Raw genomic sequence first — 18906 nt, forward strand, 5'->3', positions numbered from 1 at the left:
CGCCTGATGAAACTCAACCCCGCACAACTCGGCAAACACCTCCAGGGCAACCTGGCGGCGGTGTATGTGGTCAGTGGCGACGAACCGCTGCTGTGCCAGGAAGCCTGCGACGCGATTCGTGCCGCCACCCGTGAGCAGGCATTCAGCGAACGCCAGGTATTCAACGCCGACGCCGGCTTCGACTGGGGCAACTTGCTGCAGGCCGGCGCCAGCATGTCGCTGTTCGCCGACAAACGCCTGCTGGAACTGCGCCTGCCCTCCGGCAAACCCGGCGACAAAGGCGCAGCAGCGCTGCTCGAGTACCTGTCACGGCCGCCGGAAGACACCGTGCTGCTGATCAGCCTGCCGAAGCTCGATGGCAGTGCGCAGAAAACCAAGTGGGCCAAGGCCCTGATCGACAACCCGCACTGCCAGTTCATCCAGATCTGGCCGGTCGACGCCCACCAGCTGCCGCAATGGATTCGCCAGCGCCTGGCCCAGGCCGGCCTCAGCGCCAGCCAGGAAGCGGTGGAAATGATTGCCGTGCGGGTCGAGGGCAACCTGCTGGCCGCCGCCCAGGAAATCGAGAAACTCAAGCTGCTCGCCGAAGGCGGCCAGATCGAGGTCAGCACTGTGCATGCGGCAGTTGCCGACAGTGCCAGGTTCGACGTGTTCGGCCTGATCGATGCAGCGCTCAACGGCGAAGCTGCGCATGCCTTGCGCATCCTCGAAGGACTGCGCGGCGAAGGCGTCGAGCCGCCGGTGATTCTCTGGGCTCTGGCCCGCGAAATCCGCCTGCTCGCCACCATCGCCCAGCAATACGGCCAGGGTATGCCACTGGACAAGGCCTTCAGCTCGGCGCGCCCACCGGTCTGGGACAAGCGCCGACCACTGGTCAGCAAAGCCCTGCAACGTCTTTCCGCCGCACGCTGGGCCTCGCTTCTGCAGGATGCCCAGCGCATCGACGCACAGATCAAGGGCCAAGCTGCGGGCGATCCCTGGAGCGGCTTGCGCATGCTGACCCTGAGCCTGTGCGGCCAACGCCTGGGCCTGCCCGGCGACCTCGGCCTGTAAATCCCGGGGCGGCCCGATGGTCGATGATGGCGTCGCCGCGCAGGACACGCCGAGGCCAGGCTTCCCCCTGGCAAGACTCAAGCGAGCAAATGCGAGCCACTCAGCACAGGCCACCCGCTGGACATTTTTTAACCAGCGGATCATTATTCCCGCACCCGCAGGTCGCGGGCCGCCAATGAGGACCCAGCATGGCCAAAAGCCGCAAACAGCGCCCGAACAAGGCCAAATCCCTGATTGCCCAGCCGTTGTTCCGCTGTCGCCAGGAAAAACCCGGTAAAGGCAAAGGCAGTTACCGCCGCGAAGCCTCCCAGCAAAACTGGGAGGCTTCAGTCCTTCTGGCCGCCTGAAACCCCGCTGTAGCGCGCCTGACGGCTTAACCGTGATAAGGTAGCGACCTGCAAAAAACGCCTTGAGACCACCATGCCCAACCTGCTACTTCGCGGCCTGAGCCACATCGCCTCGGCCTGCCTCCTTCTGCTCCTGACGGCCTGTAGCGAAGCGCCCGCGCAATCACTGGCCACTCCAGTCAACAGCCCGAGCAGTGCCTCGAACAAGCAGCCTGTAGCGGCGGCCGCCGCCGTAACGCTCAGCTTCAGCGACTGGCGCACCTTACTGCGCAGCGATGCGATTGCCGCCGGCATCGACCCCGCACTGTTCGATCGCGCCTTCGCCGGCGTCAGCCCCAACCCCGACGTACTGGTCGCCGACAGCAGCCAACCGGAATTTACCCGTCCGGTATGGGAATACCTGGATGGCGCGGTCTCCACCCAGCGCCTTGCCCGTGGCCAAAACCTGTTGCTGCAACACGGCAACACCCTCGCTCGCATCGAGGCCCGCTACGGCGTGGACCGGCAAACCCTGGTGGCAATCTGGGGCCTGGAGAGTAACTTCGGCAGCAATATCGGCAATCACAACGTGATCCGCTCGCTCGCCACCCTGGCCTACGAAGGCCGCCGCCAAGTGTTCTGGCGCAGCCAACTGCTCGCCGTGCTGCAGATCCTTCAGCATGGCGACATTACCCCGGAACGCCTGGTCGGCTCATGGGCCGGCGCCATGGGCCAGACCCAGTTCATGCCCACCACCTACAACGAACATGCCGTGGACTTTGACGGCGACGGTCGCCGCGACCTCTGGAGTTCCTCGGCCGACGCCCTGGCCTCGGCAGCCCACTACCTGCAGGCTTCGGGCTGGAAGAAAGGCCAACCCTGGGGGTATGAGGCGCGCCTGCCGCAGGCCTTCGACTACAGCCTGGCCGATCCAGAAGTACGCCGCACCCTGGCCGAATGGACCGCACTGGGCGTCGAAGCGCTCAATCCGCCAGCCCAGCATCTGGCAGCCGAAACCATGGCGACCCTGCTGCTGCCGGCCGGTCATCGCGGCCCGGCCTTCCTGCTGCTGAGCAATTTCCGCAGCATTCTCAAGTACAACAACTCGACCGCCTATGCCCTGGCCATCGGCCTGCTGTCCGACGGCCTGCGCGGCGGCGATGGCGTCCATGCCGCCTGGCCTCGCGAGGAGCGTCAACTGGGCCGCAGCGAGCGCATCGAACTGCAGGAGTTGCTGGCACAGAACGGCCTGGAACCAGGACCGGCCGACGGCATCATTGGCGCCAACACACGCAAGGCCGTGCGCGCCTTTCAGCTGAAATTGGGCTGGCCAGCCGATGGCTACCCGACCCAGGAGCTGCTGGTGCGGCTGCGCACGCCACTCTGAGGCAGGCTGGCCGGGCTACTCGGGCATAGTCAGGCCCGAACCGCCCATCTCCGTTGGCACATCCTGCAGTTTCGTCAGTCCATCCTTGATAGGCAGAACCGCCTCCTGATAATGCACATGGACTCCTGGCGTGTATGCCAGTTGCGGGACCAGGGCCGCATACACATCGACCAGTCCCATTTGCGGATGATCGGTGAACAGGTGACCGCCACAACTCTTGCACCACTTGCGGCTACTGCGCGGCGTCTTGTTGTAGCTGCCGATGTTGTCGGCGCCGCGGGTCACAGTCAGCGCCTCGGGCTTCCACAGGGTGAAAGCATTGACCGGTGCGGCCGACCACTGCCGACATGACTGACAGTGGCAATAGCCCATTGCCACCGGCTCGCCGCTGACCGTGAATTCCACCGCGCCGCAGAAACAGTGCCCCTGGTAAAGCTGTTCGCTACTCATGCTTGCTCTCCTCTGTCGTTGGCCAGACTTGCTGGCCGTTGAAACACTACCTACGTTGTCGATTGGTCGTTAAAAACTGGCTCGGGGGCGTCCCCGAAAAATACGCCTGCACAACAGATACACTGCGGCCTGCTACCTGGCGCCTGCTGTTGTCTAGCCTCGACTGCCTCACCGATGTTTTTCAACGTCCTGGTTGTCGTCGATCTGCCGAAGGCTTGTCGCAGGCGTACGCCGCACCTGCAACTCGAAGATGTCAGCACGGGCGTAATGCCCGCTGACGTCCAGGGTGCGCCGGGCTGGCGCTACCCGGCCGACATCGATGTCTGCATACAGAATGCCTTCCTCGCGGTGCAACGGCCCCGCCACCAGCCGGCCCATGGGGTCGACCACCAGCGAATCGCCGTCATTGATCCATTCCTGCGGATCGGCAAACAGCTGCTCGCGGCCGGGAAAGTCCTCGGGAATGTCGCTGCCGCGCAGCACCGTGCCACTGCCGAGCACCCAGCAGCGGCCTTCAAGGGCAATGTGGCGCAGGCTGCCGATCCAGCTGTCGCCACTGTCGTAGGTCGGCGCGATGTAGATCTCCACACCCTGGGCATAGAGCGCGTAGCGTGCCAGCGGCATGTAGTTCTCCCAGCACAGCAGCGCCCCCAGACGGCCGACCGGGGTGTCCACCGTGCGCAGTCCCGCGGCATCGCCGGGCGCGTGCACCATGCGCTCGGGGTTGGTCGGCATCAGCTTGCGGTGTCGATTGAGCAGCTCACCGTCGGCGCCAATCACCACCACGCTGTTGTAGAGGGTGCCGCCACCCTGGCGCCGCTCGCACTCATTGAGCCCACAGACCACGGTAACGCCATGCTCGCGGGCCGCCTGGAACAGGGGCTCGAGATCCGTGCTGGCGAGGTCCACGGCATTGGCCAACAGTCGCTCATGCAACAGACTCAGCAACGCGCCATCACGGCCTGGGGCCAGGCGCCAGATCCACGACGGATAGCCGGGAATGAACAGCTCGGGCAAGACCACCAGCGTGGCTCCCGCCGCGGCAGCCTCGGCAACCGACTGCACGCCTCGCGTCAAGGTCGCGGCGCGATCGAGCAGAACGGGGGGACGCTGGATGATGGCAATCATGGTCATGATGCTCTCCTGGGCGTGGACGCTATCGAAGCTTCAGCCTGAGCCTGGCGTATCAAGCAGACTAGTCCAGATCTACAATGTTGAGACCGGCGCCTTGCACCCCAGACGCCACAACAGTGGGCGTTCATGATGGATGTCAGCTACGGGCAATTCTGTCCGGTCGCACGCGCCGCCGAGGCACTGCGCGCGCGCTGGACGCCACTGCAGGTGCGCGAGTTGCTGTATGGCAGCCCGCGTTTCAACGACCGGCACCGCACGGCGCTCGCCGGACTGAACAGTCAGCTTCTGTGGTAAAGTTCGCGGCGGCCACAAGCCGCCTCGTCCACGGAGCCTCTAACGGAGCCCAGATAGCCGATGTCCGATACCCCCCAACCCAAAACCGTTGCCAGCGGCGAAAAATTTCGCACCACCGAGGGCATCACCGCGATCAAGGACGGGCAGAAGCGCCGCGCCTCAAGCGAGCCTCAGGTGTACGAACCCAAGCCCAAGTGGCTGCGGGTCAAGGCACCCGGCGGCAGCCGCTTCGAAGCGGTCAAGCGCAATGTGGGCGAACACCGCCTGAGCACCGTGTGCCAGGAATCCCACTGCCCGAACATGGGCGAATGCTGGTCCAACGGCACGGCTACCATCATGCTGATGGGGTCGGTGTGCACCCGCGCCTGCCGCTTCTGCGCGGTGGATACCGGCAACCCCAACGGCTGGTTGGATCTGGAGGAGCCACAGAACACCGCCAAGTCGGTGGAGCTGATGGCGCTGCGCTATATCGTGCTGACCTCGGTGGACCGCGACGATCTGGACGATGGCGGTGCGGCGCACTACGCCGCCTGTGTGCGCGCGATCAAGCAACGCACTCCGCAGGTGGTGGTGGAGGCCCTGACCCCGGACTTCGACGGCGACCACCAGGCCATCGAGCGTGTGGTGGACTCCGGCCTCGAGGTCTTCGCGCAGAACGTCGAGACGGTCAAGCGCCTGACCCGCGAAGTGCGCGACCCCCGCGCCGGCTACGAGAAGACCCTGCGCGTACTCGAGCACGCCAAGCGCCATCGCCCGGCCATGCTGACCAAGACCAGCCTGATGCTGGGCCTGGGCGAGACCGACGAGGAAGTTCTGCAGACCATGGATGACCTGCGCGCCATCGGCGTGGACATCCTCACCCTCGGCCAGTACCTGCAGCCGACCCGCAACCACCTGCCGGTCAAGCGCTGGGTCAGCCCGGAAGAGTTCAATCGATTCCGTGACCTCGGCCTGCAGAAAGGCTTTATGGAAGTGGCCGCCGGCCCGCTGGTGCGCTCCAGCTACCGCGCCGACAAGGTGTTCGAGAAGAACAACCTGGGCCTGGCCGCCCCGGTGCCGGTGCCGGGGCAGCAGCTCGACAACAGCCTGATTCCGACGCTCAATCTGAACTGATCGGGCCGCCACAACGCCTGGCCCCGGGCTTTGCCTGGGGTCAGGCGTTTGTTTATCCGCTACATCCAGCGCAAGGTGGATAAGCCAAGCAGTTCCCCGGCTTAGCCGTCCATGACGCCCGTCAGGGTCTTCTGCTGCGCGTATTCGAGATGACTGACCAACTGCTCTCGCAGCCGGGCACTGACCTCGGAGAACGCGACTGGCCCAGCGACCAGATCGGCCAACTGGGTCATGGCCAAGCCGGCGTAACCGCAAGGGTTGATGCGCCGGAACGGCGTCAGATCCATGTCCACATTCAGCGCCAAGCCATGGAAAGACCGGCCATTGCGAATGCGCAGGCCGAGCGAGGCGATCTTTGCCCCTGCCACGTAAACCCCGGGCGCATCGGGCTTGGCGCTAGCGCTCACCCCATAGCTGGCCAGGGTCGCGATCAGGCTGCGTTCGATGCGACTGACCAGTTCGCGTACGCCAAGCCCGGAGCGGCGTAAGTCCAGCAGCAGGTAGGCCACCAGTTGACCGGGGCCGTGATAGGTCACCTGACCGCCGCGATCGACCTGTACCACCGGGATATCGCCGGGCAGCAGCAGGTGTTCGGGCTTGCCGGCCTGGCCTTGGGTAAACACCGGCCGATGCTGCAACAACCAGATCTCGTCGGCGGTGTCGGGGCCGCGCTCATTGGTGAAGCGCTGCATGGCCTGCCAGGTCGGCTCGTAGTCGACCAAGCCGAGCTCGCGAAAGCCCAGGCTCATCACAACACCATGTGCACGCGGCCAGTGGCACGCAGTTCGAGATGAAGCGCTTGCAACTGCTCCATCCCGGTGGCGGTGATCAGCACCTGCACCGTCAGGAAACGACCGTTGCGGCTGTCGCGCACCACCAGCGAGGTCTCATCGAAATCCGGCGCGTGACGCTGGATCACTTCGACCACCAGCTCGGTGAAGCCTTCGCCAGCATCGCCGATCACCTTGATCGGATAACGCTCGCAGGGGAACTCAATTTTTGGGGCTTGAACGTCAGTATCAGTCATGGCATCAGCAGGCGTGTGGCCTGTCCAGAACGGGACGCCCCGGGTAAAGGCGCCCCTGGGGCAGAATCAGTTGAACAACCCGAAGAAGAACAGGCGAATGCTATCCCACAGACGCCGGAACAGGCCACCTTCCTCGACCGTTTCCAGGGCTATCAGATCGACGCTGTGTACCACCTCATCGCCCAATTTGACTTCGACCTTGCCGATCACGTCACCCTGCTGAATAGGTGCGATCAGCTGTGGGTTGAGGGTCATGCCGGCTTGCAGCTTGTCCAGCTGACCTTTAGCCATGGTCAGGGTCAGGTCGCTGGCCAGGCCAGCCTTGAGCTGACGGGTGGCACCTTTCCAGACCTGAGTTTTGGCCAACTCAGCACCTTTCTGATAGAAGGTACGGGTCTCGAAGAAGCGGAAGCCGTAGGTCAGCAGCTTCTGGGTTTCAGCGGCGCGGGCTTGTTCGCTATTGGTGCCAAATACCACGGAGATCAAGCGCATGCCATCACGTACGGCAGAGGACACCAGGCAATAGCCGGCTTCGTCGGTGTGCCCGGTTTTCAAACCATCGACGGTCTTGTCGCGCCACAGCAGCAGGTTGCGGTTGGGCTGCTTGATGCCGTTCCAGAGAAATTCCTTCTGCGCGTAGATGGCATAGTGCTGCGGATCTTCGAAGATGATTGCGCGCGCCAACTTGGCCATGTCTTTGGCCGAAGAATAGTGATCGGGGTCCGGCCAGCCGGTGGCGTTGCGAAATTGACTGTTGCTCATGCCCAGACGCTGGGCAGTGCTGTTCATCATGTCGGCGAAGGCTTCTTCGCTACCGGCGATATGTTCGGCAATCGCCACGCTGGCGTCGTTACCGGACTGGATGATGATGCCATGCAGCAGGTCGTCGACCGAGACTTCCTTGCCAACCTCGACAAACATTTTCGAGCCGCCCATGCGCCAGGCTTTCTCGCTGATACGCACCATGTCAGTCTGCTTGATCTGACCGCGGTTGATGTCCAGAGTCGCCAGGTAGGCGGTCATCAACTTGGTCAGGCTGGCGGGCGGCAGGCGCTCGTCAGCATTCTCCTCGATGAGCACATTGCCGCTGGCGGCATCCATCAGCACATAGGACTTGGCAGCCAACTGTGGCGGCGATGGAATCGCCATCTGACTGGCCCAGACGGCCGGTGCGGTGAGCAGCAGGAGTGACAAGGAAACGCGTTGGGCAAAGCTGGTGATATTCATCCGTCTCTCTAGGTTGCTAATGGTCGAACAGGCCCAAAGGGGCAAATCAGGTAGTGCTTGGAGCCACCACGTGCGGTGCATTGTGCTGCTTAATTAGTCCGGAACGAGGCGCAAAAGTGCCATCTCAATCCGCCTTGACCAGCCTTGGCTCGCCGAGATTGGCCAAGCGCACACTGAGCTGCAATTGCTCAGCCTCACCCCGGCTGCTCACCGGCCCCATGCGCACGCGATGGAGAATCTGCTGGTTGTGCACCACTGAGCTGATGAACACCGGGGCAGCCACCGTATCGCTCAACTTGGCCTTGAGCAATTCCGCAGCGTCCGGATTGGCGAAGGCTCCCACCTGGAGATACAGGCCAGAGACTGCGACTGAAGCGTTTTTTTTTGCGTCTATCAGTACCGGCAGCAAGGCCGCGGCATGTTGCTCTACCGGCGGCGAATACTGCTCAAGCGGCGCTGCAACCGGCTGGGCGACGGTCTTGACCTGAGCCGCGGGTTGCGCCGCCAGCACCAGTGGCACCGTGCGCCCTTGCTGGGCCCACCACTCGTTGGGATCAATGCCCTCGACCTTGACCCGCGCAGTACCCTTTTCCGCATAGCCGAGCTTTTTCGCGGCGGCAAACGACAGGTCGATGATCCGATCCGAATAGAACGGCCCGCGGTCATTGACCCGCACAATCGCACTCTTGCCATTGTCCAGGTTGGTTACCCGCACATAGCTCGGCAGCGGCAAGGTCTTGTGGGCGGCGGTCATGCCATACAGATCGTAAGTTTCGCCATTGGCGGTGGCCTGACCGTGAAACTTGGTGCCGTACCAGGACGCCGGACCTATCGCGTGATAGCGACGCGCATCGGGGATCGGGTAATACTGCTTGCCAAACACCACATAGGGGCTGGCCTTGACCCGACCATAATGCGGCATTGGCACGGCATCCTGGATCAGCGAGACATCGACATCCCACCAGGGCGCGCCGTCCTTGTGCGGGCGACTGAAGTCACCAGGACCGGAAATAGTCGCACTCGGCTTGCCCGGCGCCACCGATTGCGGCGCGCGGGTGGAGGTGCAACTGGCCAGCAACAGGCCGAGCGCAGTGCAGACGACAAACTTGAACGGCAGACCCGACATCAATTGGCCCCTCGCGCATCAACCAGCAATTCAGCCAACTGATTGACCGCCATGGCGTACATCACGCTGCGGTTGTAGCGCGTGATGACGAAAAAATTCGGCAAGCCCAGCCAGTACTCATCGCCCTGTGCGCCCTCGAGGCGGAAGGCGGTGACCGGCATTTCACCGTCCAGAGCAGCGCTGCTCGACCAGCCGAGGCGGCGCAGTTCGTCGACGTTCATCTGCGGGTCGAGACCGGCGCTCAGGCCTTGCTCGACCTGGTCGCCGCTGACCGTGGCAACGCTGACCACCGGCTCGCCAGGCAGCCAGCCGTGACGACTGAAGTAGCTGGCCACGCTGCCGATGGCATCCACCGGATTGGTCCAGATATTGATATGGCCATCGCCGTCGAAGTCCACGGCATAGGCGCGGAAACTGCTCGGCATGAATTGCGGCAAGCCCATGGCCCCGGCGTAGGAGCCCTTGAGGGTCAGCGGATCGACCTGCTCCTCGCGTGAGAGCATGAGGAACTCGCGCAGCTCCTTGCGAAAGAAGGGCGCGCGAGCCGGGTAATCGAATGCCAGGGTTGAGAGCGCATCCATGACCCGGTAGCTGCCGGTGTTACCACCGTAAAAGGTTTCCACGCCAATGATCGCCACTATCACTTGCGCCGGCACACCATATTCGGCCTCGGCGCGCGCCAGGGTCGCTTGATGCTCACGCCAGAAATCCACACCGCGGGCAATGCGCGAGTCGGTGATGAAGATCGGCCGGTAGTCCTTCCAGGGCTTGACCTTCTCCGCCGGACGCGAGATGGCATCGAGAATCGATTGCTTGCGCTGCACTGCGGCGAACAGACGCCCCAGTTGCTCCGAGGCAAAACCATAGTCGCGGTTCATCTCGGCGATGAACTCGCTGACCTGCGGCGAATCCTGGTAATCGGCGGCGAGCACCGGCTGAACCACACCCAAGGCGACGGCCAGACCGAGCCACTGTGTTTGCCGTGCAGCCCAGCCACGCAATATGTGCATTGAATTCATAACCCCAATTTAAGCCTGTGCAATCCACTTACGGTGAGTGTGGATCGACATCAAAATGCCAAACCCTGCCAGCAGGGTAATCAGCGAGGTACCGCCATAGCTGATGAACGGCAGCGGCACCCCCACCACTGGAAGCAGACCACTGACCATGCCGATATTGACGAAAACATAAACGAAGAACGTCATGGTCAGCGCGCCCGCCAGAAGCTTACCGAACAGCGTCTGTGCTTGCACGGTAATCACCAAACCGCGTGCGATCAACAGCAGGTAAACCAGCAGTAACAAACAAACACCGACCAGACCGAACTCCTCGGCGAGCACGGCGATGATGAAATCGGTGTGGCTTTCCGGCAGGAAGTCCAGGTGCGACTGGGTGCCAAGCAGCCAGCCCTTGCCGAAGACCCCGCCAGAGCCGATCGCCGCCTTCGACTGGATGATGTTCCAGCCGCTGCCCAGCGGATCGCTCTCGGGATTGAGAAAGGTCAGCACGCGCTGCTTCTGGTATTCACGCAGGACAAAGAACCACATCGCCACTGCAATCGGGACCAACGCACCCAGTGCCCCGATAATCCAGCGCCACTGCAGCCCAGCGATGAACAGAACGAAAACCCCCGAAACGATCACCAGCATCGAGGTACCCAGATCCGGCTGCAGCAGAATCAGCACGAACGGCAACAGAATCATCGCCATGCTGATTACGATGTGCTTGAAGCGCGGCGGCAAACTGCGCTTGGCCAGGTACCAGGCGATGGTAGCCGGCATGATCAGTTTCATGAACTCCGAGGGCTGGAAGCGAATCACCCCGGGGATATTGATCCAGCGGGTGGCGCCCATGGCGTTGTGCCCCATGACATCCACCGCCACCAGCAGGCCGACGCCGGCCACATAAGCCAGAGGCACCCAGCGCGCCATGAAACGCGGCTCGAACTGGGCAAGGATGAACATGCCCACCAGGCCGATGCCAAAGGAACTGGCCTGCTTGGTCAGCAGGTCGACATTCTTGCCGCTGGCCGAATACAGAATGAACAGGCTGCCGACCGCCAGGATCAGCAGCAGCAATAGCAAAATGCCGTCGATATGCAGGCGCTGCAGCAGACTGGCGCGACGGCGCAGTACATCCTCGCTGGACAGCACCCGATCGAAATTACCGTTCATCGCTGACTGACCTCTGCACTCGCCGGTTGCGCGTATTCGGCCTTGAGCTGGCCGCTGTCGTCGAGCAACCAGGCATCCATCACCTGCTTGACCACCGGCGCGGCCACCCCCGAGCCGGACTCGCCGTTCTCCACCATCACCGCCACCGCGATCTGCGGGTTGTCCGCCGGGGCGAACGCGACGAACAGGGCGTGGTCACGATGGCGCTCCAGGATCTTGTTGCGGTCGTATCGCTCACCCTGCTTGATCGCCACCACCTGCGCCGTGCCGCTCTTGCCGGCCATTCGATAGGCCGCCGTGTCGCCAACCTTGCGCGCGGTGCCGCGCGCCCCATGCATGACTTGCTCCATGCCGAGACGGGCGTAATCCCAGTATTTGCCATCGTGCAACAGGATATCCGGCGGCGGCTGACCATCCACCGGTGGTATTCCCTCGAGGGTCTTGGCCAGGTGCGGACGAATCCACTTTCCCCGGGTGGCAATCAGGGTTACCGCCTGGGCCAACTGCAGCGGTGTAGTCTGCATATAGCCCTGGCCGATGCCGAGAATCAGGGTTTCCCCCGGGTACCAAGGCTGCCGGTAGCGCGCGCGTTTCCACTCGCGCGACGGCATCAGCCCCGATGTTTCCTCGAACATGTCCAGCGACACGCGCTGCCCCAGGCCGAAGCGGCTCATGTAGTCGTGCATCCGGTCGATGCCCAGCTTGTGTGCCAAATCGTAAAAATAGGTGTCATTGGAGCGCATGATCGCCATCTCCAGACTCACCCAGCCATCGCCGTTGCGGTTCCAGTTGCGGTATTTGTGGCTGTTGCCGGCCAGCTGATAGAAGCCCGGATCGAACACTCGCGAACCAGGGGTGATCACCCCGGCATCCAGGGCGGCCACGGCCATCATCGGCTTGATGGTCGAGCCCGGCGGGTAAAGGCCACGCAAGACCCGGTTGAACAATGGCTGGTCGAGCGAATCGCGCAGCTCGGCATAGGCCTTGAAGCTGATGCCGGTAACGAATGGATTGGGGTCGAAACTCGGCTGACTGACCATCGCCAGCACCTCGCCGGTGCTTGGCTGGATCGCCACAATGGCACCTCGGCGCCCGCCCAGCGCGGCCTCGGCGGCTTCCTGCAGGCGCACATCGATAGTCAGCATGACATCCTTGCCCGGCAGCGGATCGATGCGCTTGAGCACCCGCAGCACCCGGCCACGGGCATTGGTCTCGACTTCTTCGTAGCCGACCTCGCCGTGCAACTGCTCTTCATAGAAGCGCTCTACACCGGTTTTACCGATATGGTGAGTACCGCTGTAGCCCACCGGATCGAGTTCCTTGAGCTCTCGCTCGTTGATCCGCCCGACATAGCCCACCGAATGGGCGAAGTGTTCGCCCTCGGGATAATGCCGCACCAGTTGCGCCACCACCTCAACCCCGGGCAGGCGGAACTGATTGACCGCGATGGTGGCGATTTGCTCTTCGCTCAACTCGAACAACACCGGCACCGGTTCGAACGGCCGCCGCCCCTGGCGCACGCGTTTTTCGAATAACGCCCGCTCCTCGCTGCTCAGCCCCAGCACCTCGACGATCACATCCAGCACCGGCTCCCAGTCGCCCGCCCGCTCACGAGTCAGGGTCAGGCTGAAACTCGGCCGATTGTCGGCGAGAATCACCCCGTTGCGGTCGAAGATCAGCCCACGAGTGGGCGGAATCGGCTGAACGTGAACCCGGTTGTTTTCCGAAAGGGTCGAGTGGTACTCGTACTGCACCACCTGCAGGTAATACATGCGGGCGATCAGGGCTGCGGTCAGCAGCAGAAACACCAGGGCACCAACCAGGGCACGCCGGCGAATCAGGCGCGCGTCTTTTTCGTGGTCCTTGAGGCGAATCGGCTGCGGCATCTAATGACTGCTGATTATGGGTGGGAAATCTGCGGGGAAATCATTTGTGGTACGGGTGTCCGGACAACACGGTCCAGGCCCGATACATCTGTTCGCCAATCACAATCCGCACCAGCGGGTGCGGCAGGGTCAAGGGCGACAGCGACCAGCGCTGTTCACTGCGCGCCTGTACTTCCGGCGCCAACCCTTCAGGACCACCGACCATAAGGTTGACGGTGCGCGCATCCAGGCGCCACTTGTCCAGTTCGACGGCCAGCTGCTCGGTGCTCCACGGCCGTCCTTCGACTTCCAGGGTGACGATGCGTTCCCCCGGCTGCACTTTGGCCAGCATGGCTTCGCCTTCCTGGCGAATCATCCGCGCCACATCGGCATTCTTGCCGCGGGTGGTCAACGGAATCTCGACCAGTTCCAGGGCAAGCTCTGCCGGCATGCGCTTGGCGTATTCCTGCCAGCCGTCTTCGACCCAGCGCGGCATGCGCGAGCCGACGGCGATCAGTTTGATCCGCACAGCGCGGCGTCCTTATTCTTGTTCCGGCTCAGGGCTGAACTGCGCACGGCTCTGTTCGGCGCCGCGCCAGAGACGCTCGAGGTCGTAGAACTGCCGTGCGGTTGGCAGCATCACGTGGACGACGATGTCACCCAGGTCGAGCAGGGCCCACTCGCCGGTGTCCAGGCCTTCGCTGCCCAATGGACGCACGCCCTTCTCCTTGACCTTCTCCAGCACGTTGTCGACCAGCGACTTGACGTGACGGCTGGAGGTACCGCTGGCGATCACCATGAAGTCGGTGATGCTGGTCTTGTCGCGCACATCGATGGTGGTGATGTCTTGCGCCTTGATGTCTTCCAGGGCAGCGATGGCCAGTTTGACCAGGTCTTCGCTGAGCATTTTTTGCTTCTTCATAAGTAACTCGTTTGCCTTGTGTTCAGTTCGACGCACGGTAGAGTCCGTGCGCATGGATATAGGTGAGTACCGCATCGGGCACCAGGTAACGCACCGATTTGCCGCTCGCCAGCAGCGTGCGAATCTGCGTGGCCGACACCGCCAGGGGCGTCTGCCAGATGAAGGAAATCTGTCCCCCGGGTCCCTCCAGGGTCAACGGGTCGCTGATGCTGCGGGCCGCCAGCACGTTGCGCAAGATTTCCGGCGCGTCGCTGTCGGCATCCGGGCGCTGCAGCACCAGAATATGGCAGTGCTCCAGCAACTCGCTCCAGCGATGCCAGGTGGGCAGCCCGCAGAAGGCATCCCAGCCGATGATCAGGAACAGCTGGTCGTCGTCCGCCAACTCGGCGCGCAACGACTCCAGGGTGTCGATGCTGTACGACGGCTTGTCACGCTTGAGCTCGCGATCGTCGACACACAGCGGTGACAAGCCGGCCACCGCCAGCTCGACCATGGCCAGGCGATCGTGCGCCGAAACCCGGGGCGCCTCGCGGTGCGGCGGCCGCGCACTGGGGATCAGGCGCAACTCGTCGAGGGCCATGAACTCCGCCACCTCCAGCGCACTGCGCAGGTGGCCGATATGCACCGGATCGAAGGTGCCGCCGAATATGCCGATGCGTTTAGGCATTCTGCCCGCGCAGTTGACCGTCGCCGATCACCACATACTTCTCGCAGGTCAGGCCTTCCAGGCCAACCGGGCCGCGGGCATGCAGCTTGTCGGTGGAAATGCCGATCTCCGCGCCCAGGCCGTACTCGAAGCCATCGGCGAAACAGGTTGGCGCATTGAGCATCACCGAGCTGGAGTCGACCTCGGCGAGAAAACGCCGGGCGCGACCCTGATGCTCGGTGACGATGGCGTCGGTGTGGTGCGAGCCGTAGCGATTGATGTGCTCGATGGCCTGATCCAGGCCGTCGACCACGCGAATCGACAGGATCGGCGCCAGGTATTCGGTGCTCCAGTCCTCCTCCATCGCCGGGATTGCCTGGATCAGCGCGCAGGTGCGCTCGCAGCCGCGCAACTCGACGCCCTTCTCGACGAACATCAGCTCCATGGCCGGCAAAAACGCAGCAGCCACGGCCTGATCGACCAACAGGGTTTCCATCGCGCCGCAGATGCCGTAGCGGTAGGTCTTGGCGTTGAAGGCGATGCCCTGGGCCTTGGGCAATTCGGCCAGGGCGTCGACATACACATGACAGATGCCATCCAGGTGCTTGATCACCGGCACCCGGGCGTCGCGACTGACCCGCTCGATCAGGCTCTTGCCGCCGCGCGGAACTATCACATCGACGAATTCGGGCATGCTGATCAGCGCACCGACGGCGGCGCGGTCGGTGGTTTCCACCACCTGCACCGCGGCGGCCGGCAGATCGGCCGCCGCCAGGCCGCGCTGGATGCAGGCGGCAATCGCACGGTTGGAATGAATGGCTTCCGAGCCGCCACGCAGGATGGTGGCGTTGCCGGATTTCAGACACAGGCTGGCGGCGTCGATGGTCACGTTGGGGCGCGACTCGTAGATGATGCCGATCACGCCGAGCGGCACGCGCATCTTGCCGACCTGAATACCCGACGGACGGTAGCTCAGGTCGCGGATCGCGCCGACCGGATCGGCCAGGCTGGCTACCTGGCGCAGGCCTTCGATCATGCCGTCGATCCGCGCCGGGGTCAGCGCCAGACGGTCCAGCAGCGCCGGCTCCAGGCCATTGGCACGGCCGGCGGCCAGATCCAGCTCGTTGGCGGCAGTCAGCTCGGCGCGCGCGGCATCCAGGGCCTCGGCGGTGGCCTGCAGGGCACGGTTCTTCTGCGCGGTGCTGGCGCTGGCGACCACGCGCGAGGCGGCGCGGGCCGCACGGCCCAGACGGGTCATATAGTCGAGCACGGACTCGGTCATGGTCTCGGTAGCCTGGCAATAACTAAAGCGGCTGATTATAGCGGTGCCACCGCCCCACGCACAGCGGCGCCTGGCGGATAGTGGACAAGCAGTAGCAATAACCTGTCGACCAAGACCGGCTCAGGCATCGATACGGCTCTTGTTGGTATCATCGCGATCCACCTGAGGCCTGCCTTCAACCAGGGAACTCTCATGCCTGCCGAACCCGCCCACAGCCTGCCCTGGCCTCAAGCCCGCCCCCTGAGCGCCAGCTTCTTCGAGCGCGACGCGCGCCTACTCGCCCGCGAGCTGCTCGGCAAGGTGATCCGCCACCGCTGCGGCCCGCTCTGGCTGAGCGCACGGATCATCGAGACCGAAGCCTACTACCTGGAGGAAAAAGGCAGCCACGCCTCGCTCGGCTACACGGAAAAACGCCAGGCCCTGTTCCTCGGCGGCGGGCACATCTACATGTATTACGCCCGCGGCGGCGACTCGCTGAATTTCAGCGCCTGCGGGCCGGGTAACGCGGTACTGATCAAATCCGCCTACCCCTGGCTCGACCCGGTTTCGCCCAGCGCCAGCCTGGCGCAGATGCAGGCCAACAATCCGGATGACCAGGGTCGGCCACGCCCGGCGGAAAAACTCTGTGGCGGACAAACCTTGCTGTGCAAGGCCCTGGGCCTGAAAGTACCGGACTGGGATGGGCGGCGTTTCGATCCGCAGCGCTTGTTCGTCGAAGACCTCGGCGAATGCCCGGCGCAGATCGTCCAGACCACGCGCCTGGGCATTCCCGCCGGGCGCGACGAACACCTGCCCTACCGCTTCGTCGACGCCGCCTTTGCCCGGCACTGCACACGCAACCCACTGCGTCGCGGCCAGGTCGAAGGTCGCGACTTTTATCTACTCGGGCCCACGGATGCACATCGATGAGCCAGTGGCTCGACAGCTTGACCCTCTGGCTCACGGCGAGCCCCAAGTGGCTCGGCCTGGCGATCTTCCTGATTGCCTTTCTCGAGTGCCTGGCGATTGCCGGGATCCTGGTGCCGGGCACCGTCTTGCTGTTCGCCGTCGCCGTGCTCGCCGGCCACGGTGCCCTGACGCTCAGTGAAACCCTGGCCCTGGCCTACTGCGGCGGACTGCTCGGCGATCTGCTGTCCTATGCCACCGGTCGCTACTTCCACCAGGACATCCGCCGCCTGCCGGGGCTGCGCCATCACCCGCAATGGATGGCCGGGGCGGAACTCTATGTTCAGCGCTACGGCATCGCCAGCCTGCTGGTGGGCCGCTTTATCGGCCCGCTACGGCCGATGCTGCCGATGATTGCCGGCATGCTCAGCATGCCGTTCGGGCGTTTCGTGCTGGTCAGCCTGCTCGCTTCGGCCGGCTGGGCGCTCGCCTACCTGTTGCCGGGCTGGGCCACTGGCGCGGCATTGCGCCTGCCACTGCCCGCAGGCTTCTGGCCCGAAGCCGCGGTACTTGCCGCCGGCCTGGCCGCCTTGCTGCTGCTCAGCGCACATGACAGCCTGCGCGAAAGACGCCGCGCCAGCTGGATCGCTGCGGGCTTGAGCCTGTTGCTGTTGTTCGGCCTGTTGATCGGCTGGCCGCGCCTCGATCAGTTCGATCGGGGCTTGCTCGCCCTGATTCAGGAACAGCGGAGTGCCAGCCTCGACACGCTAATGGTGCTGATCACCCGCCTCGGCGACTTTTCCAGCCAACTGGCCGCCGGGTTGCTGCTCTGCCTGCTTCTGCTATTGACGCGACAATGGCGAGCCTTGTCCTTTGCCGGCGGCACCCTGCTCGCTACCGCGCTGGCCAACGGCGCGCTGAAAGCCCTGCTCGCCCGCCATCGCCCACAGGTATTGCTCGAACCCTTGCACAGCTTCAGCCTGCCCAGCGGCCACAGCTCGGCGGCCTTCGCGTTCTTCCTGGTACTCGGCGTACTGGCCGGGCGCGGCCAACCGGCGCGCCTGCGCCTGGCCTGGCTGCTGCTGGCCAGCCTGCCGGCCATGACCGTCGCCCTGTCGCGGGTCTACCTGGGCGTGCATTGGCCGAGCGACATCATCGCTGGCGCCTTGCTGGCGGGCGGCCTGTGCGCGCTCAGCCTGGGCCTGACGCAATGGCGCATGCCACAGCCGGGGTTAGCCGCCAAGGTGTGGTGGTTGATCCTGCCGGCGTGCCTGGCACTGCTCGGGGCCATTGCCACCCGGCACTTGTCGCAAGGCTTGCTGCTCTATCGCTATTGAGCGACGCCACTCTCGCCCTGAATCTGCTCAAGCCAGGCTTGCAGCTGGATCAGGCGCGCCTGCGGCGTGTCGAGCTCGAGCAGCTGGAGTTTCTGCTCGAGCGCCAATGGCAACAGATAGGCCAGTTGATTGGCCAGGGCCGCTTGACCGCTGACCGAATCAGTCATGCCCAAGGCGGCGACCAGCGGGTGCTCGGCCAGGGCCTCGAGCAACGCGACAAGATCCGCATGCTCGGCTCCCAGGGGCTGATCCGCCGCCTCCTCCAACCACTCGACCTCGGCGATGGTCAGCTGATCCGGCAGCACCTGGGCGTGACCAACCTTGAAGCGTCGACCACCTTCGACACGAATCCCCAGCAAGCCGTTGGGCCGTTGCTGAAAATCGCAGATCCGCGCCTCGCAACCAATCGCCGAGAAGTGGCCGGCGGCCTCGCCGACCTCCCGGCCCTCGACAATGCATACCACGCCGAAGCCCTCACCCTGCTTCATGCAGCGACTGATCATGTCCAGGTAGCGTGCCTCGAATATCTGCAAATCGAGCAGGCAACCCGGAAACAACACGGTATTGAGCGGAAACAGCGGGAGTTTCATGGGGCCGTCCTCAGAGGTTGTGAAAAGATCGAGCGCAACGCCGCAGCTGACGGCTGGGCGATCCGTAA

General features: G+C 63.7%; 20 protein-coding genes and 1 pseudogene. 7 read left to right on the forward strand and 14 right to left on the reverse strand.

Annotated features, from left to right (window positions below; all coding sequences use genetic code 11):
* Positions 1-6 precede the first annotated feature (6 nt).
* The 3 genes from holA (at position 7) to PH586_RS17075 (ending at position 2766) form a co-directional block, all read left to right on the forward strand.
* On the forward strand, positions 7-1053 hold the full coding sequence (gene holA, locus PH586_RS17065) for a DNA polymerase III subunit delta (protein ID WP_271348964.1): 1047 nt from the start codon (positions 7-9) through the stop codon (positions 1051-1053).
* Positions 1054-1241: 188 nt separating this feature from the next.
* Positions 1242-1400 carry an alternative ribosome rescue factor ArfA gene (arfA, locus tag PH586_RS17070; protein ID WP_271348965.1) on the forward strand — a complete coding sequence of 53 codons (159 nt, stop codon included), beginning with the start codon at positions 1242-1244 and terminating at the stop codon, positions 1398-1400.
* Positions 1401-1473: 73 nt separating this feature from the next.
* Complete coding sequence (locus tag PH586_RS17075; RefSeq protein ID WP_271348966.1) at positions 1474-2766, forward strand: lytic murein transglycosylase; 1293 nt, start codon at positions 1474-1476, stop codon at positions 2764-2766.
* Between the two features lie 15 nt (positions 2767-2781).
* Here the strand turns inward: PH586_RS17075 and PH586_RS17080 are convergent, their stop codons facing one another.
* On the reverse strand, positions 2782-3216 hold the full coding sequence (locus PH586_RS17080) for a GFA family protein (RefSeq protein WP_271348967.1): 435 nt from the start codon (positions 3214-3216) through the stop codon (positions 2782-2784).
* A 168-nt stretch (positions 3217-3384) separates the two neighbouring features.
* Positions 3385-4350 carry a carbon-nitrogen hydrolase family protein gene (locus PH586_RS17085; protein ID WP_271348968.1) on the reverse strand — a complete coding sequence of 322 codons (966 nt, stop codon included), beginning with the start codon at positions 4348-4350 and terminating at the stop codon, positions 3385-3387.
* A gap of 129 nt (positions 4351-4479) precedes the next feature.
* Here PH586_RS17085 and PH586_RS17090 point away from each other — a divergent pair.
* Positions 4480-4605: pseudogene (locus tag PH586_RS17090) on the forward strand (winged helix-turn-helix transcriptional regulator); the annotation flags it as partial.
* Positions 4606-4704: 99 nt separating this feature from the next.
* Positions 4705-5757, forward strand: coding sequence for a lipoyl synthase (gene lipA / locus PH586_RS17095; RefSeq protein ID WP_271348969.1), 1053 nt, complete (start codon positions 4705-4707; stop codon positions 5755-5757).
* Between the two features lie 101 nt (positions 5758-5858).
* On the opposite strand, the gene lipB is transcribed toward lipA, so the two are convergent.
* The 11 genes from lipB to PH586_RS17150 all read right to left on the reverse strand — a co-directional run bounded on the left by lipB (position 5859) and on the right by PH586_RS17150 (position 16026).
* Positions 5859-6506, reverse strand: coding sequence for a lipoyl(octanoyl) transferase LipB (gene lipB / locus PH586_RS17100; RefSeq protein WP_271348970.1), 648 nt, complete (start codon positions 6504-6506; stop codon positions 5859-5861).
* Entirely contained in the window at positions 6506-6784 is a 279-nt protein-coding gene (locus tag PH586_RS17105) for a DUF493 domain-containing protein (protein ID WP_271348971.1), read from the reverse strand. Before PH586_RS17105 ends, lipB begins: the two co-directional genes overlap by 1 nt.
* A 66-nt stretch (positions 6785-6850) precedes the next feature.
* Positions 6851-8011 (reverse strand): D-alanyl-D-alanine carboxypeptidase family protein, encoded by a 1161-nt coding sequence (locus tag PH586_RS17110; protein WP_271348972.1) that lies wholly within the window; start codon positions 8009-8011, stop codon positions 6851-6853.
* 124 nt (positions 8012-8135) lie between these two features.
* Positions 8136-9137 carry a septal ring lytic transglycosylase RlpA family protein gene (locus PH586_RS17115; protein ID WP_271348973.1) on the reverse strand — a complete coding sequence of 334 codons (1002 nt, stop codon included), beginning with the start codon at positions 9135-9137 and terminating at the stop codon, positions 8136-8138.
* Positions 9137-10147, reverse strand: coding sequence for a lytic murein transglycosylase B (mltB, locus tag PH586_RS17120; protein ID WP_271348975.1), 1011 nt, complete (start codon positions 10145-10147; stop codon positions 9137-9139). Before mltB ends, PH586_RS17115 begins: the two co-directional genes overlap by 1 nt.
* 18 nt (positions 10148-10165) lie before the next feature.
* Positions 10166-11269 (reverse strand): rod shape-determining protein RodA, encoded by a 1104-nt coding sequence (gene rodA, locus PH586_RS17125; protein WP_271349082.1) that lies wholly within the window; start codon positions 11267-11269, stop codon positions 10166-10168.
* A gap of 38 nt (positions 11270-11307) precedes the next feature.
* Positions 11308-13197, reverse strand: a complete 1890-nt coding sequence (mrdA, locus tag PH586_RS17130) for a penicillin-binding protein 2 (RefSeq protein WP_271348976.1) — start codon at positions 13195-13197, stop codon at positions 11308-11310.
* Between the two features lie 40 nt (positions 13198-13237).
* Positions 13238-13705 (reverse strand): 23S rRNA (pseudouridine(1915)-N(3))-methyltransferase RlmH, encoded by a 468-nt coding sequence (gene rlmH, locus PH586_RS17135; RefSeq protein ID WP_271348977.1) that lies wholly within the window; start codon positions 13703-13705, stop codon positions 13238-13240.
* Between the two features lie 12 nt (positions 13706-13717).
* Positions 13718-14083 carry a ribosome silencing factor gene (gene rsfS, locus PH586_RS17140; protein ID WP_271349084.1) on the reverse strand — a complete coding sequence of 122 codons (366 nt, stop codon included), beginning with the start codon at positions 14081-14083 and terminating at the stop codon, positions 13718-13720.
* A gap of 37 nt (positions 14084-14120) precedes the next feature.
* Positions 14121-14765 (reverse strand): nicotinate-nucleotide adenylyltransferase, encoded by a 645-nt coding sequence (nadD, locus tag PH586_RS17145; protein WP_271348978.1) that lies wholly within the window; start codon positions 14763-14765, stop codon positions 14121-14123.
* Positions 14758-16026, reverse strand: a complete 1269-nt coding sequence (locus PH586_RS17150; RefSeq protein ID WP_271348979.1) for a glutamate-5-semialdehyde dehydrogenase — start codon at positions 16024-16026, stop codon at positions 14758-14760. The genes nadD and PH586_RS17150 overlap by 8 nt, the downstream gene beginning before the upstream one ends.
* 192 nt (positions 16027-16218) lie before the next feature.
* Here PH586_RS17150 and PH586_RS17155 point away from each other — a divergent pair, with 192 nt between their 5' ends.
* Together PH586_RS17155 and PH586_RS17160 are read left to right on the forward strand one after the other, a co-directional pair.
* On the forward strand, positions 16219-16935 hold the full coding sequence (locus PH586_RS17155) for a DNA-3-methyladenine glycosylase (RefSeq protein ID WP_271348980.1): 717 nt from the start codon (positions 16219-16221) through the stop codon (positions 16933-16935).
* Positions 16932-18248, forward strand: coding sequence for a bifunctional DedA family/phosphatase PAP2 family protein (locus PH586_RS17160; protein ID WP_271348982.1), 1317 nt, complete (start codon positions 16932-16934; stop codon positions 18246-18248). The genes PH586_RS17155 and PH586_RS17160 overlap by 4 nt, the downstream gene beginning before the upstream one ends.
* Here PH586_RS17160 and PH586_RS17165 read toward each other — a convergent pair.
* On the reverse strand, positions 18242-18838 hold the full coding sequence (locus PH586_RS17165; RefSeq protein WP_271348983.1) for an LON peptidase substrate-binding domain-containing protein: 597 nt from the start codon (positions 18836-18838) through the stop codon (positions 18242-18244). The two genes, PH586_RS17160 and PH586_RS17165, sit on opposite strands and share 7 nt — an antisense overlap.
* Between the last annotated feature and the right edge of the window lie 68 nt (positions 18839-18906).

The organism is Pseudomonas aestuarii, assembly GCF_027988105.1.
In the GTDB taxonomy this organism is placed as follows: Bacteria; Pseudomonadota; Gammaproteobacteria; order Pseudomonadales; family Pseudomonadaceae; genus Aquipseudomonas; species Aquipseudomonas aestuarii.